The sequence below is a fragment of the Pseudomonas sp. IB20 genome (assembly GCF_009707325.1).
GTDB lineage: Bacteria > Pseudomonadota > Gammaproteobacteria > Pseudomonadales > Pseudomonadaceae > Aquipseudomonas.
Genome location: NZ_CP046103.1, coordinates 5,019,704 through 5,033,359, shown reverse-complemented (window position 1 = coordinate 5,033,359; position 13,656 = coordinate 5,019,704). Strand labels below are relative to the sequence as shown.

The following is a 13,656-nucleotide window of genomic DNA, read 5'->3' as shown; positions in this document are numbered from 1 at the left end:
GCCGAGCCCGCTCCCACGCCAGCCCGCTCCCACATTGGTTGGTGGTGTTTTCAAGACAACTGACACTCTGAGAGTTTTTCCTTGGCCCACCCCGCCCAACGTCGCTGGTACCTGCCGGTCTTCACCGTCGCCGCATTGGTGCTGCTGCCGCTGAGCGTGCTGTTGCTGTCCTGGCAAAGCATCGATCAACAGATCTGGTCCCACCTGTGGGAAACCCAGATGCCGCGCCTGTTGGGCAACACCCTGACCCTGGTGTTGGGCGTCGGTGTCGGCGTGACACTGTTGGGCGTGAGCCTGGCCTGGTTGACCAGCCTGTGCGAGTTCCCCGGGCGGCGCTGGCTCGACTGGGCGTTGATGCTGCCTTTCGCGATTCCCGCCTACGTGCTGGCCTTTGTGTTTGTCGGCCTGTTGGATTTCGCAGGCCCGGTGCAAACCCTGCTGCGTGAATGGTTCGGCAGCGGCTTGCGTCTGCCACGTGTGCGCTCCACCAGCGGCGTCATCATCGTGTTGGTGCTGGTGTTCTATCCCTATGTCTACCTGCTGGCGCGCACTGCGTTCTTGGCTCAGGGCAAAGGCTTGATGGAGGCGGCACGGGTGCTTGGCCAATCGCCATGGCAGGCGTTCTGGCGTGTGGCGCTGCCCATGGCACGGCCGGCGATTGGTGCTGGCGTAGCCTTGGCGCTGATGGAAACCCTGGCGGATTTCGGCGCCGTCTCGGTATTCAATTTCGACACCTTCACCACGGCCATCTACAAGACGTGGTACGGCTTTTTCAGCCTGTCCAGCGCCGCCCAACTGGCCAGCCTGTTGCTGCTGGTGGTGATGTTGGTGCTCTACGGCGAACGGCGTGCTCGCGGAGCCAGCCGCCCGAGCAATGAGCGGCCACGGGGCAAGGCGTTGTACCACTTGCGCGGGTTCAAGGCCGCAGCGGCCAGTACCTGGTGTGGCTTGGTGTTCGCGTGCGCCTTTGTCATCCCCATGCTGCAACTGGTCGTCTGGTTTTGGCAGCGCGGCCGGTTTGACCTGGATGAGCGCTATAGCGGCCTGATCGTCCACACCCTCTACCTGGGCGGCATCGCCGCGCTGATCACGGTCAGCGTTGCGCTGATATTGGCGTTTGCCAACCGTCTGGCGCCGACCCGGGCGATTCGCTCTGGTATCAGCCTGGCTAATGTCGGCTATGCCTTGCCGGGCTCGGTGTTGGCGGTGTCGATCATGCTGGCGTTCAGCTACCTGGACCGTGAGCTGGTGGTGCCGTTGTCGGGTTGGCTCGGCGGTGCGGGCAAGCCCTTGTTGCTCGGCAGCCTGTCGGCGTTGGTGCTGGCGTATTTGGTGCGTTTCCTGGCGGTGGCCTATGGGCCGTTGGAAAACAGCCTGGCGCGAATCCGGCCCTCTTTACCGGAAGCGGCGCGCAGCCTTGGCGTGAGTGGGCCACGACTGTTTTGCAAAGTGTATCTGCCACTGCTGTTGCCCGGGACGTTGAGCGCGGCGCTGCTGGTGTTCGTCGATGTGCTCAAGGAAATGCCCGCGACCCTGCTGATGCGCCCGTTTGGCTGGGACACCCTGGCGGTGCGGATTTTTGAAATGACCAGCGAAGGCGAGTGGGCGCGTGCATCGTTGCCGGCGCTGACACTGGTATTGGTGGGGCTGTTGCCGGTAATCGGGCTGATCCGGCGCTCTGCCCGGCAAATCGCTTAGGTGCCAGTCCTACGGCTTACGGCTACAATGCGCGGCATTCGGTGCGCTCCGTCTTTCGGAGCGAGTCGCTGTATGTCACTGCAGGCCTTGTAATACGGGGTTCTCAGCGTAAACGGTAACTCTGCGCATCTTCGCCAAGCCCGGAAGGAGAAACCCATGGGACAGCGTACGCCTCTGTATGACCTGCATCTCGCCCTCGGCGCGAAAATGGTCGATTTTGGCGGTTGGGATATGCCTTTGCACTACGGCTCGCAAGTTGAAGAACACCATCAGGTGCGACGCGACTGCGGGGTGTTCGATGTATCTCATATGACCGTGATCGATGTTACAGGCCAACAGGCCAAGGAATGGCTCCAGCACCTGCTGGCCAATGATGTCGATCGTTTGCATGGCTGCGGCCGTGCACTTTACAGCGCCATGCTTAATGAGCAGGGCGGCGTAGTGGACGACATGATTGTCTACCGCACCGAGACCGGTTATCGGCTGGTGGTAAACGCCGCCACGCGTGATCAGGATATGGCCTGGATGCAGGCGCAGTTGGGCAACTACGCGGTGCAACTGCATGAGCGGCCCGAGTTGGCCATGCTCGCCATACAAGGCCCGCACGCCCGGCAGAAAATCGCCGAGCTGGTTACCCAGTCTCGTGGCACCCTGATCCACCAACTCAAGCCCTTTGAAGGCCAGGCAGACGGCGACTGGTTTATCGCCCGCACGGGTTATACCGGCGAAGACGGCCTGGAAATTGTCCTGCCGGCCGATCAGGCGCCAGGCTTTTTCAACGACTTGGTCGGTGCCGGTATTTCACCCATCGGCCTCGGCGCCCGCGATACCCTGCGCCTGGAAGCCGGCATGAACCTGTATGGCCAGGATATCCACCAGAATGTTTCGCCCCTGGCGGCCAACATGGCTTGGAGCATTGCCTGGGAACCTGTCGAGCGCCAATTCATCGGCCGCGCCGCCCTGGAGGCGGAAAAAGCCGCCGGTGTGCAGTTCAAATTGGTCGGTTTGGTACTGGAAGAACGTGGCGTTTTGCGCGCTCACCAAGTGGTTCGTATCGCCAATGTTGGCGAAGGGGAGATCACCAGTGGTAGTTTCTCTCCTACGCTGAGCAAATCCATTGCCCTGGCGCGCGTACCGACGGCAACCGCCGACCGGGCCGAAGTGGAAATCCGCGGCAAGTGGTACCCGGTTCGAGTGGTCAAACCGACCTTCGTGCGCCATGGCAAAACCTTGATCTAACGATTACCGGCAGCCCAGAGGCCGCTGACATTTCTTCTTGAGGACACAGACTATGAGCAATATCCCTGCCGACCTGCGTTTTGCCGAGAGTCACGAATGGGCCCGTCTAGAGGCTGACGGCACCGTGACCGTCGGTATCTCCGACCATGCTCAGGAAGCTTTGGGTGATGTGGTGTTTGTTGAGCTGGCTGAAGTTGGCGCCAACTTTGAAGCTGAAGGCCAGGCGGGTGTGGTCGAGTCGGTGAAAGCGGCGTCGGATATCTACTCGCCGATTGCTGGCGAAGTGATCGCGGTGAACGACGCCTTGAGTGGCGAGCCTGAGCTGCTGAACTCCGACCCGTACGGCGCCTGGATCTTCAAACTCAAGCCAAGCAACCCGGCTGATCTGGAAAAACTGCTGGATGCTGCTGGCTACAAAGCCGCCATCGGCGAGTAAACACAAGCAGCTGTAACAGCACAAATCAATGTGGGAGCTGGCTTGTGTGGGAGTCGGGCTTGCCCGCGATGCATGCACCTTGGTGTTTCAGTCACACGGGGCACAAGCCAGCTCCCACATGGTTTAACCGGCTTTCAATACCGCTTTAACCGCTGCTACAGACCGTTCCACGTCCGCCTCTGTCATCGCCGTGAACATCGGCAACGACACGATCAAACGCCCAACACGCTCCGCCACCGGGAACATGCCTTCCTTGAAACCTTGTGCCCGATACAGGCTCAGCAGGTGGATCGGCGGGTAGTGATAGCCAATGCCGACGCCGTGGGCCTGCATTTGCTCCATGAAGGTAGCGCGCGCCGGCAGCCCATCCTGACGTTCCGGCAATACAAGCTGGAACAGGTGCCAGTTGCTGTTTTCGAAATCCGCCGGCGGCAATTGCGCGCCGTATTGCTCTTCAAAGTCACTGCCGAAGCACTTGAAGTAATGTCGCGCCAGGTTCTGGCGATGCGCCGTGATCTTCTCGATATACGCAAACTGCCCCAGGCCGATGGCTGCAGCAATGTCGGTCATGTTGAACTTGCCACCCAACACGTCCACATCCAGGCCGTCGAAACCTGTACGGGTAACGCCCTGCAGGCGATACTTTTCGGCCAAGCGGGCCTCTTCGGCGTTGTTCAACACCAGGCAACCGCCTTCGGATGACGTGATGTTCTTGTTCGCCTGAAAGCTGAACGATACGAAATCACCGGTAGCGCCGATACGCTCGCCATCCCAGCTCGACCCCAAGGCCTGGGCGGCGTCTTCGACGATGCGCAGGTTGTACTTGTTGGCCAGTGCATACAGCATCGGCATGTCCAGGGGCAGCCCCGCCAGGTACACGGGGATAATTGCTTTGGTACGCGGGGTGATCGCGGCTTCCACCTGGGCCAGGTCGATATTGCGGGTGACCGGGTCGATATCGGCAAACACCGGCGTGGCGCCCACTTCCAGAATCACGTTGGCCGTCGCGACCCAGGAAATCGGCGTGGTGATCACTTCATCCCCAGGCCCGATACCGGCGATGCGCAACGCGATCTCCATGGTGCAAGTGCCGGAGTTGAAGGTGCGTACCGGGCGGCCGCCAAAGTATTCCGACAGCTGTGCCTCGAATGCCTGCACTTTCGGCCCGCTGGTGATCCAGCCCGAGCGTAAGACATCGCCGACCGCCGAGATGGTGGCTTCATCAATGGTAGGTTTGGAAAACGGCAGAAAGGGCTGTTGGCTCATAACGACGAAGGCATCCGTTTCAGGTAGGCGATGAGTAAAGGGTGTATCCGTACCGGCATGGTTACACGGTTCGACTGAATATAGCCTGTCGCCCGTGAATGAATCGTCATCTAGCGCACAAAAAATCCGCTAAGCGGATTTTTTTTGGTTCGGGGTTTACTCGGTTACGGCATTTTTTGCGAGGATGGCGTTGGCCAGCTCCATGTCCGTGGCTTTGAGGCCAGGGTTGTCGGCGCGGACTTTCTGCATGGCAGCTTCAAGGTATGGGCCGCGGATGCCGCCGTCGCTGGCAACGAAGCTGCCCGCGTCGTCTTGGGCGGCGACCACCAGCTTATGGTCCTTGAAGGTCAGGTACGTCGAGCCGGTAGTGGCGCCCGACGAAATGACGTTGCGCCAGAAACTGTCGGCCATGGCTGAGCCGACAGGAAGGGAAAGCACAGCGAGGGTTGCGACAGCATATTTGAGACGCATGATGGGTGACTCCGACTGGGTTATCTGAACAGTTTGATTGTAGTTAGCCCAAGCGAGTTCCATCACTGACTAAACAGTTTCCACCTGTAAAATTACACCGTCCTGACCCGTGACACGCACATGAGCGCCCACGGGACTGTCCGGTCCGGTTGCCATCCACACACTGTCGCCGACTTTTATTTTGCCCCGGCCATCCATGATCGCCTGATGCACCACAAAGGTGCGGCCGATCAACTCCGAGCCACGCATGTTCAGCCCTGGCTGGTCGCTGACCTTCGCGCTGCTGCGCTGGCGTTTCCACCAGTACACCGCAGTCAGGATCGATAACACGGCGAACAACAGCAGTTGCCATTCCAGCCCGAGCGGCGGGACCAGGAACTTGATCACGCCCACGGCGGCGGCGGCGATCCCCATCCACAACAGGTAGCCACCGGTACCGAACACCTCAAGAATCAATAGCACCGTACCCAGTGCCAGCCAATCCCAGAACGACAGATGCTGCAGGAAATCCCACATGGCGATGGCCTCAGCCTTTCTTATTGTCGAAGGTTGCCTTGACGATTTCGCCGATACCGCCGACGGCGCCAATCACCTGGCTGGCTTCCAGCGGCATCAAGATGACTTTGCTGTTGTTGGCCGAGGCCAGCTTGCCCAACGCATCGATGTATTTTTGCGCGACGAAGTAGTTGATGGCCTGCACGTTACCGGTGGCGATAGCTTCGGACACCACTTGGGTCGCACGGGCTTCAGCTTCGGCCTGACGTTCACGGGCTTCAGACTCCAGGAACGCGGCTTGACGGCCACCTTCTGCTTCGAGGATCTGCGCCTGCTTCTTGCCTTCGGCGGTCAAAATCGCCGAGGCCCGCAGGCCTTCGGCTTCGAGGATCTGCGCACGCTTGATCCGCTCGGCTTTCATCTGGCCGGACATGGCGGCCATCAGGTCGGCAGGCGGGCTGATGTCCTTGATCTCGATCCGAGTGATCTTGATGCCCCACGGCGCTGTGGCTTCATCAACGGTACGCAGCAGCTTTTCGTTGATGCCGTCACGCTGGCTCAGCATTGCGTCCAGCTCCATGGAGCCGAGCACGGTACGGATGTTGGTTTGCAGCAGGTTACGGATGGCGTGCTCGAGGTTGTTGACCTCGTAGGCGGCCTGGGCGGTATTGACCACCTGGAAGAAGCACACAGCGTCGATCTGCACGGTGGCGTTGTCGGCGGTGATGACTTCCTGGGGCGGGATATCCAGCACGCTTTCCATCACGTTGATCTTGCGACCGATGCGGTCCATGACCGGGATGATGATGTTGAGGCCGGGTTTGAGAGTGTTGGTGTAGCGGCCGAATCGCTCGACTGTCCATTGGTAGCCCTGAGGCACTACTTTAAAGCCCATGAACAGGATGGCCACGGCCAAACCCACGAAAAGAAGCAGTACGGTTCCGATCTGCATTGCGATTCCCTATCTGATGATGTCAGTGAAACAACGTTCGGGCGATTGTAACGGTCTGGTCACAGATAAGGACGGTTTCACGGCCCAACAATAAAAGCATTTGTATCTGAATCCCCGGGCGTTACCCGCATTACTTCTGCCGGGGTTGTCAGCCCGGCGTTCACCTTGTCGATACCGGCCATGCGCAAGCTGTGCATGCCTTGCCCCAGCGATGCCCGGCGCAGAGCCTGCACGTCGGCGCCGGGAGTGATCAGCGCCTTGAGTTTTTCGTCCACAACCATGATTTCGTAGAGCCCGGCCCGGCCGCGATAACCGCTGTCACGGCATTGCGCACAGCCCACCGCCTCATGAACATTATCCAGCGCATTCGCCGGACGTTTGCAGTGCGGGCACAAAAGCCGCACCAAGCGCTGCGCCATCACGCCTATCAGCGTAGCTTTGATCAAATAATGAGCAATGCCCAGTTCTTGCAGGCGACTGATGGCGCTGGGCGCATCGTTAGTGTGCAGTGTGGACAGAACGAGGTGCCCGGTCAGCGCGGCCTGGATCGCCATCTCTGCGGTTTCCTGGTCACGAATCTCGCCGATCATGATGATGTCCGGGTCCTGTCGCAGCAGGGCGCGGATGCCACTGGCAAAGGTCAGGTCGATGTTGTGCTGCACTTGCATCTGGTTGAAGGCGGGCTCGACCATTTCTATCGGGTCCTCCACCGTGCACAGGTTGACCTCGCGGGTCGCCAGGCGCTTGAGCGTGGTGTAGAGCGTGCTGGTCTTGCCCGAGCCGGTCGGCCCGGTGACCAGGATGATGCCGTTGGCCTGGCCGGTCATGGCGTGCCAGCGCTGTTGGTCCTCGGGCGACAAGCCAAGCTGGTCGAAATCCTTGAGCAGCACCTGCGGGTCAAAAATCCGCATCACCAGTTTTTCGCCAAACGCCGTCGGCAAGGTTGAAAGGCGTAGTTCCACTTCAACGCCCGCTGGGCTTTTGGTCTTGACCCGGCCGTCCTGGGGTTTGCGTTTTTCCGCCACGTTCATCCGGCCCAGGCTCTTCAGGCGGCTGACCACGGCCATGGTGACCTGGGCTGGAAATTGGTAGACGTCATGCAGCAGCCCGTCGATGCGAAAACGCACACGGCCCTGGTCGCGACACGGTTCGATATGGATATCACTGGCCCGCTGCCCGAAGGCGTACTGCAACAGCCAGTCGACGATATTGACGATATGCGCGTCATTGGCGTCTGGTTCTTTGTCGCTGGCACCCAGGTTGAGCAGTTCGAAATTGCCGGCCGCCGCGACCTTTTGATCAGCGCCGCTGACCGACTTGGCCAACCTGTAAAACTCGTTGATGCAGCGCTGAATGTCCTGGGGGTTGGCGACCACGCGCTTAACCGAGCGCTTGAGCACCTGCGCCAACCCGGCTTCCCATCCGCTAATATGCGGCTGTGCGCTGGCGACGGTGACACTCTGCGCATCCACGGCCACCGCCAGAATGGCGTGGCGCTGCGCGAAGGCGTGAGACATCAGCGGCACAACCGTTGCCACGTCGATCTTCAGCGGGTCGATACGCAGATAGGGTTGGCCGACATGCCCTGCCAGCCATTGAGTCAGCGCTTCCAGGCAAGGCCCTTGCGCCGCGATGCATTCCAAAGGGTGTTGCGTGGAGGGCGCCGTCGCCAACCTTTGCGCCACGCCCGCTGTCACCAGCCCTTGCTCAAGCAAGGCAGGCAGCAGTTGATGCAGTTCCAGTGGGTGATCGTGCAAGGCCGCGGGCATGAAGATTTCCTGGGTGGCGTGGGCTGTAATCCCAGGCTAGTCAGCCCCTGAAAATCCTCCTCCCAGTGTGTATTGCAGGCTTTTACTGAGCTGCTGCCGCCACCGCCTGAGGCCGCACGGAATCAGCTGGCCACAGCTCCAGCGTGCATACGCTGATCACGTTTCGAATCTTTTCACCGATCACTTGGGCGCGGTGCCAGCTCAAACCGTCCATCACAATTTCAATGTTCAGCAGGTCGCCCTCGCGGTTCACATTAACCTGTTGCGGCGTCAGAAATTGCAGCGCGAAGTAGTTGAGCACCCGGCACAGCACATCCGGCTCAGCCTCGGCGATGATCTGATAATGCGCCTGGCAATGGGCGCTGTTGACGGCCCACGCATCGACGCGGGTAGCGGGGTGGCGGGTTTCGACGGCGTGCATGCTGACTCTCCAAGTTCGACTGGAGAAATTTTTACATTCGCCTGCGGAGATTTCTTATCTAAGATGAGCCGTATTAACAGTAAATCGACTTAAATAATTCAAGTTAAGCATCATCATGGGTATTTTTATGCACAGCGAGTTGGACGCCTACGACCGCCGCATCCTGGCCTTGTTGCAAGAGGATGCCTCGCTTTCCAGCGCACAGATCGCCGAGCAGGTCGGCCTGTCGCAATCGCCGTGCTGGCGGCGTATTCAGCGGCTCAAGGAAGAAGGCGTGATCCGTGGCCAAGTCACCTTGCTGGACCGCAAGAAGATTGGCCTTAATACGCAGATTTTTGCCGAGGTCAAACTCAACGCCCACGGCCGATCCAACTTCACGGAGTTCACTGAAGCAATTCGCGGGTTTCCGGAGGTGTTGGAGTGTTATGTGCTGATGGGGGCGGTGGATTTTCTGCTGCGCATCGTCACCTCTGACATTGAGGCGTATGAGCGGTTTTTCTTCGAGAAGCTGTCGATGGTGCCGGGGATTCAGGAGGTGAACTCGATTGTGGCCTTGTCGGAGATCAAGTCCACCACCAGCCTGCCGGTTTAGCGCTAAACCTGTGGGAGCGAGCAAGTCGCACCGCCGCTCCCACATCTGCGTGCACCGCCGCTCCCACATCTGATCGATTTGCCTGGTATTACAGGCGCAGCAGGGTTTTCCAAGCACGATTCTGATACACCGCAATCGCCTGATGCATACGCGCATCCAGAGACTCATCGGTAATCGGCTGGTTAGCCAATTGCGCCAGCTTGTTCAGCTCGCCGTACAAACGGTCCAGTTCAGGAATGTCCACCACCTGACGTGCATGGTGCAGCCAAGCCTGGATACGTTCGATGCGCGGCAGTTGCTCGGCCAGGTCTTCCGGTTGCTGCTGGTAACGCTGCAGTTGCAGGGCAACGGCGTCGTCAGCCAACAGGCGTGGCAGCCAGTTGGTGATCTGCGCGGCGCCCTGGCGGTTGCCACGTACGTTGCGATCGGCGGTCCAAGTGCGGGCCAGCAGCCAGCGCGAGGTGTTCAACGAGAACAAGCCCCAGCGCACGTCTTGCAGTTCTTCAACAAACTGTTCAGGTGCGGCTTTGCGGATGTCTTCGTCGTCGTCACCGGCCTGCACCAGTGGGCGCCAGTCTTCCAGCAACGCATCCAGTGCGCTGCGCAGTTCGCTGGTGGATTGACGCGGTGCGGCCTGGCCGAGGCTGCCGATCAGCGCGCGCAGTTCGCCGAGGTTTTCGACCCAGTCCTGCAGCAGGCGCCAGTGGCCATTGAAGCGATACTGCTCAGCCAGGCGCTGGCTGCTGCCGAGCAGGTGCCACATGATCGCGGCGAACGCATCATCCAACGGCATTTCGGCCTGAATCTGTGGGGCCGGCAGGCTCAGCGAGTAGCTGCTGGCGTCATACAGACGGTAGCCGCGTTCGGCCTTGCTGATGTCGCACGGCATCAGGGCCAGGGTCGCGGCGAGTTCGGCGGCCAGCTCAAGCAGGGCGGCCGGTTCACCTTCGCGCAGTTCCAGTTCCAGCTCGCAGATTTCTTCTTTCTGCTTGCCGACCACAACATGGCCCAGGTCCAAAGCGGCTTCGATCACTACCTTGGCCTTGCCACGGCCCCAGGCGATTTCGGCGCGTTCACGCACAAAGTCGGTGGTGAAGATCGGCTTGAGGGTCTTTTTGTCCAGCTCGGCCAGTTGCTCGGGCCAGCATTCGCCGTCGAGTTTCTTCACGTCGAGCTTGGCTTTGGGCAGGTCCCAGTTGTACTCATTACGTTCCGACAAGCCTGCGACGCTTTGGCCGCGGGTCTTGAGGGTCTGGATGATTTCGTCACCGTCCTTGCGCAAACGCAGGGCGACTTTAGCCTGGGCCAGGTCGCGCTCAGGGGTGTCGAAATACTGGTTCATCAACTCACGGCGTTCCCAGCCACTTTTGTTGCGTTTTTTCAGTAACGGGTGCTCACGCAGCGCGGCGAGTGTTTCGCGGCTGACGCGGAGCTTGATTTCGGTTTCTTTCTGCATGGCCGGAAAATCCAGGATCGGGAGCGCAGCCGGGAAAAAGAGTGGCTGCCAAGGTCGTGCAGTGTACAGGACTGAGCCCGGCAACGCGCCGCAACGGTTTATTGTCGCGTGCAGATGGTTCTATAGTGGGGCTCATCCGGGAAGTTGAGAGGCCGCGCATGCCGTTACCGTCTATGAAAGAGCAATTCGCCGCGCTGATTGCCGCGCCGTCGGTCAGTTGCACCCAAGCGTCTCTCGACCAGACCAACCGCCCGGTGATCGATCTGCTCGCCGGTTGGCTGGGCGACCTGGGTTTCGCCATCGACATCCAGCAAGTCAGCCCCGGCAAGTTCAACCTGCTGGCCAGTTTCGGCAGCGGCCCTGGCGGCCTGGTGCTGGCCGGCCATAGCGATACCGTTCCCTACGATGCTGCGCTGTGGAAGACCGACCCGCTCAAGCTGACGGAAGTTGACGGCCGCTGGGTAGGACTGGGCAGTTGCGACATGAAGGGCTTTTTCGCACTGGCGATTGAAGCCGTGCTGCCGCTGCTGGACCAGCCGTTCAAGCAACCGCTGCTGATCCTCGCCACCTGTGACGAAGAAAGCTCCATGTCTGGTGCCCGTGCGCTGGCCGAGGCCGGGCGCCCGTTGGGCCGCGCAGCGGTGATCGGTGAGCCGACGGGCCTCAAGCCTATCCGCCTGCACAAAGGCGTGATGATGGAACGCATCGACATCCTTGGCCAAAGCGGCCATTCGTCGGACCCAAGCCTGGGCCACAGCGCCCTTGAAGCCATGCACGACGCCATCGGTGAGCTGCGCGGCCTGCGCCTGGCCTGGCAGCGTGAGTACCGCAACCCGCAATTCAGTGTGCCGCAACCGACCATGAACTTCGGCTGCATCCATGGCGGCGACAACCCTAACCGCATCTGTGGCCAATGCTCCCTGGAATTTGACCTGCGGCCCTTGCCGGGCATGGACCCGCAGGTATTGCGCGCGGCGATCCGGCAGAAGCTCGCGCCTTTGGCCGAGCGCCATAAAGTCAAGATCGACTACGCGCCGTTGTTCCCCGAAGTGCCGCCGTTTGAGCAGGCCGAAGACGCTGAGCTGGTGCGGGTGGCGGAACGATTGACCGGCCATCGTGCCGAAGCAGTAGCGTTCGGCACAGAAGCGCCTTATCTTCAGCGCCTTGGTTGTGAAACCCTGGTGCTTGGCCCTGGCGATATCGCCTGCGCCCACCAGCCGGGTGAGTACCTCGAAATGTCACGCTTGACGCCTACAGTGCGTCTATTGCGGGAACTGATCGACTATTACTGCCTGAAACCCGCATAAATTAACCCCTGCCCATTCGTACATAAGGAGAGCGAGCGTGTCGCCAAGCCTGTTCCGACGATAACCATCAGCCCGCTGTGCGCTTTTACGATTCATCCTTTTTTGGCTGCTTTTTATTACAGGCCCAGGTTTTATGCCCGAATACGTCAATTGGCTTCGTCACGCTTCGCCCTACATCAACGCCCACCGCGACTGCACCTTTGTGGTCATGCTGCCCGGCGATGGTGTGGAACACCCCAACTTCGGCAATATCGTCCACGACCTGGTGCTGCTCCATAGCCTGGGTGTGCGGTTGGTATTGGTTCACGGTTCGCGCCCACAAATCGAAGCGCGCCTTGAAGCACGCGGCCTCACCCCGGCTTACCACGAAGGTTTGCGCATCACCGATGCCGCGACGCTGGAGTGTGTGATCGACGCGGTCGGCCATCTGCGGATCGCTATCGAAGCGCGCCTGTCGATGGACATGGCCTCCTCGCCAATGCAGGGCTCGCGCTTGCGCGTGGCGAGCGGCAACTTGGTCACCGCGCGGCCAATCGGCGTGCTTGAGGGCGTGGATTACCACCACACCGGCGAAGTACGTCGTGTCGACCGCAAGGGCATCAATCGCCTGCTGGACGAGCGCTCCATCGTGTTGCTGTCACCGCTGGGTTATTCGCCCACCGGCGAAATCTTCAACCTGGCCTGCGAAGACGTCGCCACCCGCGCCGCCATCGACTTGGGTGCCGACAAGCTGCTGCTGTTTGGCGCCGACTTGGGCCTGATCGACGAACAGGGGCGGCTGGTTCGTGAGCTGCGCCCGCAACAAGTGCCGGCGCATTTGCAACGCTTGGGCAGCAACTACCAAGCTGAACTGTTGGATGCGGCTGCCGAAGCGTGCCGTGGTGGAGTAGGGCGCAGCCATATCGTCAGCTACGCCGAAGACGGCGCGTTGCTCACTGAGCTATTTACCCGGGACGGTGGCGGTACGCTGGTGGCCCAGGAGCAATTCGAACTGGTGCGCGAAGCGGCGATTGAAGACGTCGGCGGCTTGCTCGACTTGATCAGCCCGCTGGAAGAGCAGGGCATTCTGGTTCGGCGCTCGCGAGAAGTGCTGGAGCGTGAGATCGAACAGTTCAGCGTGGTCGAACGCGAAGGCATGATCATCGCCTGTGCGGCGCTGTATCAGATCGCGGATTCGGATGCGGGTGAACTGGCGTGCCTGGCGGTCAACCCCGAGTACCGCCACGGCGGGCGCGGCGATGAGCTGCTGGAGCGCATCGAGACGCGTGCTCGGGCAAAAGGCTTGAAGACGCTGTTTGTACTCACCACCCGCACCGCGCACTGGTTCCGTGAGCGGGGGTTTGTGCCGAGTAGTGTGGACCGCCTGCCATCGGCGCGGGCCTCGCTGTACAACTATCAGCGTAATTCGAAGATTTTCGAGAAGGCTCTCTAAGCCCGTTTTTCCTGCTTAATAAAGAGCTGGTTCTTGTGGGAGCTGGCTTGCCTGCGATGCTGGCGACTCGGTCTTTCGGATAAAACCGAGGTGATGCTATCGCAGCGATGCGGCGTTCCGAC

The 13,656-nt window shown here is 60.3% G+C and carries 13 protein-coding genes; 6 read left to right on the top strand and 7 right to left on the bottom strand.

The window, feature by feature from the left end:
- Positions 1–81 precede the first annotated feature (81 nt).
- The 3 genes from GJU48_RS23545 to gcvH all read left to right on the top strand — a co-directional run bounded on the left by GJU48_RS23545 (position 82) and on the right by gcvH (position 3,373).
- On the top strand, positions 82–1,698 hold the full coding sequence (locus GJU48_RS23545; RefSeq protein ID WP_094948807.1) for an ABC transporter permease: 1,617 nt from the start codon (positions 82–84) through the stop codon (positions 1,696–1,698).
- A gap of 156 nt (positions 1,699–1,854) precedes the next feature.
- Positions 1,855–2,937: a glycine cleavage system aminomethyltransferase GcvT gene (gene gcvT / locus GJU48_RS23540; RefSeq protein WP_094948808.1), complete on the top strand. Its 1,083-nt coding sequence runs from the start codon at positions 1,855–1,857 to the stop codon at positions 2,935–2,937.
- A 52-nt stretch (positions 2,938–2,989) separates the two neighbouring features.
- Positions 2,990–3,373, top strand: coding sequence for a glycine cleavage system protein GcvH (gene gcvH / locus GJU48_RS23535; protein ID WP_094948809.1), 384 nt, complete (start codon positions 2,990–2,992; stop codon positions 3,371–3,373).
- A 123-nt stretch (positions 3,374–3,496) separates the two neighbouring features.
- Here the strand turns inward: gcvH and GJU48_RS23530 are convergent, their stop codons facing one another.
- The 6 genes from GJU48_RS23530 to GJU48_RS23505 all read right to left on the bottom strand — a co-directional run bounded on the left by GJU48_RS23530 (position 3,497) and on the right by GJU48_RS23505 (position 8,747).
- Complete coding sequence (locus GJU48_RS23530; RefSeq protein WP_094948810.1) at positions 3,497–4,639, bottom strand: DegT/DnrJ/EryC1/StrS family aminotransferase; 1,143 nt, start codon at positions 4,637–4,639, stop codon at positions 3,497–3,499.
- A 156-nt stretch (positions 4,640–4,795) separates the two neighbouring features.
- Entirely contained in the window at positions 4,796–5,110 is a 315-nt protein-coding gene (locus GJU48_RS23525) for a DUF2388 domain-containing protein (protein ID WP_043046966.1), read from the bottom strand.
- A 69-nt stretch (positions 5,111–5,179) separates the two neighbouring features.
- Entirely contained in the window at positions 5,180–5,626 is a 447-nt protein-coding gene (locus GJU48_RS23520) for an NfeD family protein (protein WP_094948812.1), read from the bottom strand.
- A gap of 10 nt (positions 5,627–5,636) precedes the next feature.
- Entirely contained in the window at positions 5,637–6,557 is a 921-nt protein-coding gene (locus tag GJU48_RS23515) for an SPFH domain-containing protein (protein ID WP_024077991.1), read from the bottom strand.
- Positions 6,558–6,634: 77 nt separating this feature from the next.
- On the bottom strand, positions 6,635–8,326 hold the full coding sequence (locus GJU48_RS23510) for a GspE/PulE family protein (protein ID WP_094948813.1): 1,692 nt from the start codon (positions 8,324–8,326) through the stop codon (positions 6,635–6,637).
- An 82-nt stretch (positions 8,327–8,408) separates the two neighbouring features.
- The gene (locus GJU48_RS23505; RefSeq protein WP_094948814.1) at positions 8,409–8,747 is read right to left on the bottom strand and encodes a hypothetical protein; all 339 of its coding nucleotides are present in this window, start codon (positions 8,745–8,747) and stop codon (positions 8,409–8,411) included.
- Between the two features lie 127 nt (positions 8,748–8,874).
- Between GJU48_RS23505 and GJU48_RS23500 the strand changes: the two genes are divergently transcribed.
- Complete coding sequence (locus GJU48_RS23500) at positions 8,875–9,339, top strand: Lrp/AsnC family transcriptional regulator (protein WP_094948837.1); 465 nt, start codon at positions 8,875–8,877, stop codon at positions 9,337–9,339.
- A gap of 88 nt (positions 9,340–9,427) precedes the next feature.
- On the opposite strand, the gene GJU48_RS23495 is transcribed toward GJU48_RS23500, so the two are convergent.
- Positions 9,428–10,795 (bottom strand): CYTH domain-containing protein, encoded by a 1,368-nt coding sequence (locus GJU48_RS23495; protein WP_094948815.1) that lies wholly within the window; start codon positions 10,793–10,795, stop codon positions 9,428–9,430.
- A 158-nt stretch (positions 10,796–10,953) separates the two neighbouring features.
- Here GJU48_RS23495 and argE point away from each other — a divergent pair, with 158 nt between their 5' ends.
- A complete protein-coding gene (gene argE, locus GJU48_RS23490) occupies positions 10,954–12,102 on the top strand; it encodes an acetylornithine deacetylase (RefSeq protein ID WP_094948816.1) in 1,149 nt (382 codons plus the stop codon).
- A gap of 133 nt (positions 12,103–12,235) precedes the next feature.
- The gene (gene argA / locus GJU48_RS23485) at positions 12,236–13,534 is read left to right on the top strand and encodes an amino-acid N-acetyltransferase (RefSeq protein WP_094948817.1); all 1,299 of its coding nucleotides are present in this window, start codon (positions 12,236–12,238) and stop codon (positions 13,532–13,534) included.
- Positions 13,535–13,656 lie beyond the last annotated feature (122 nt).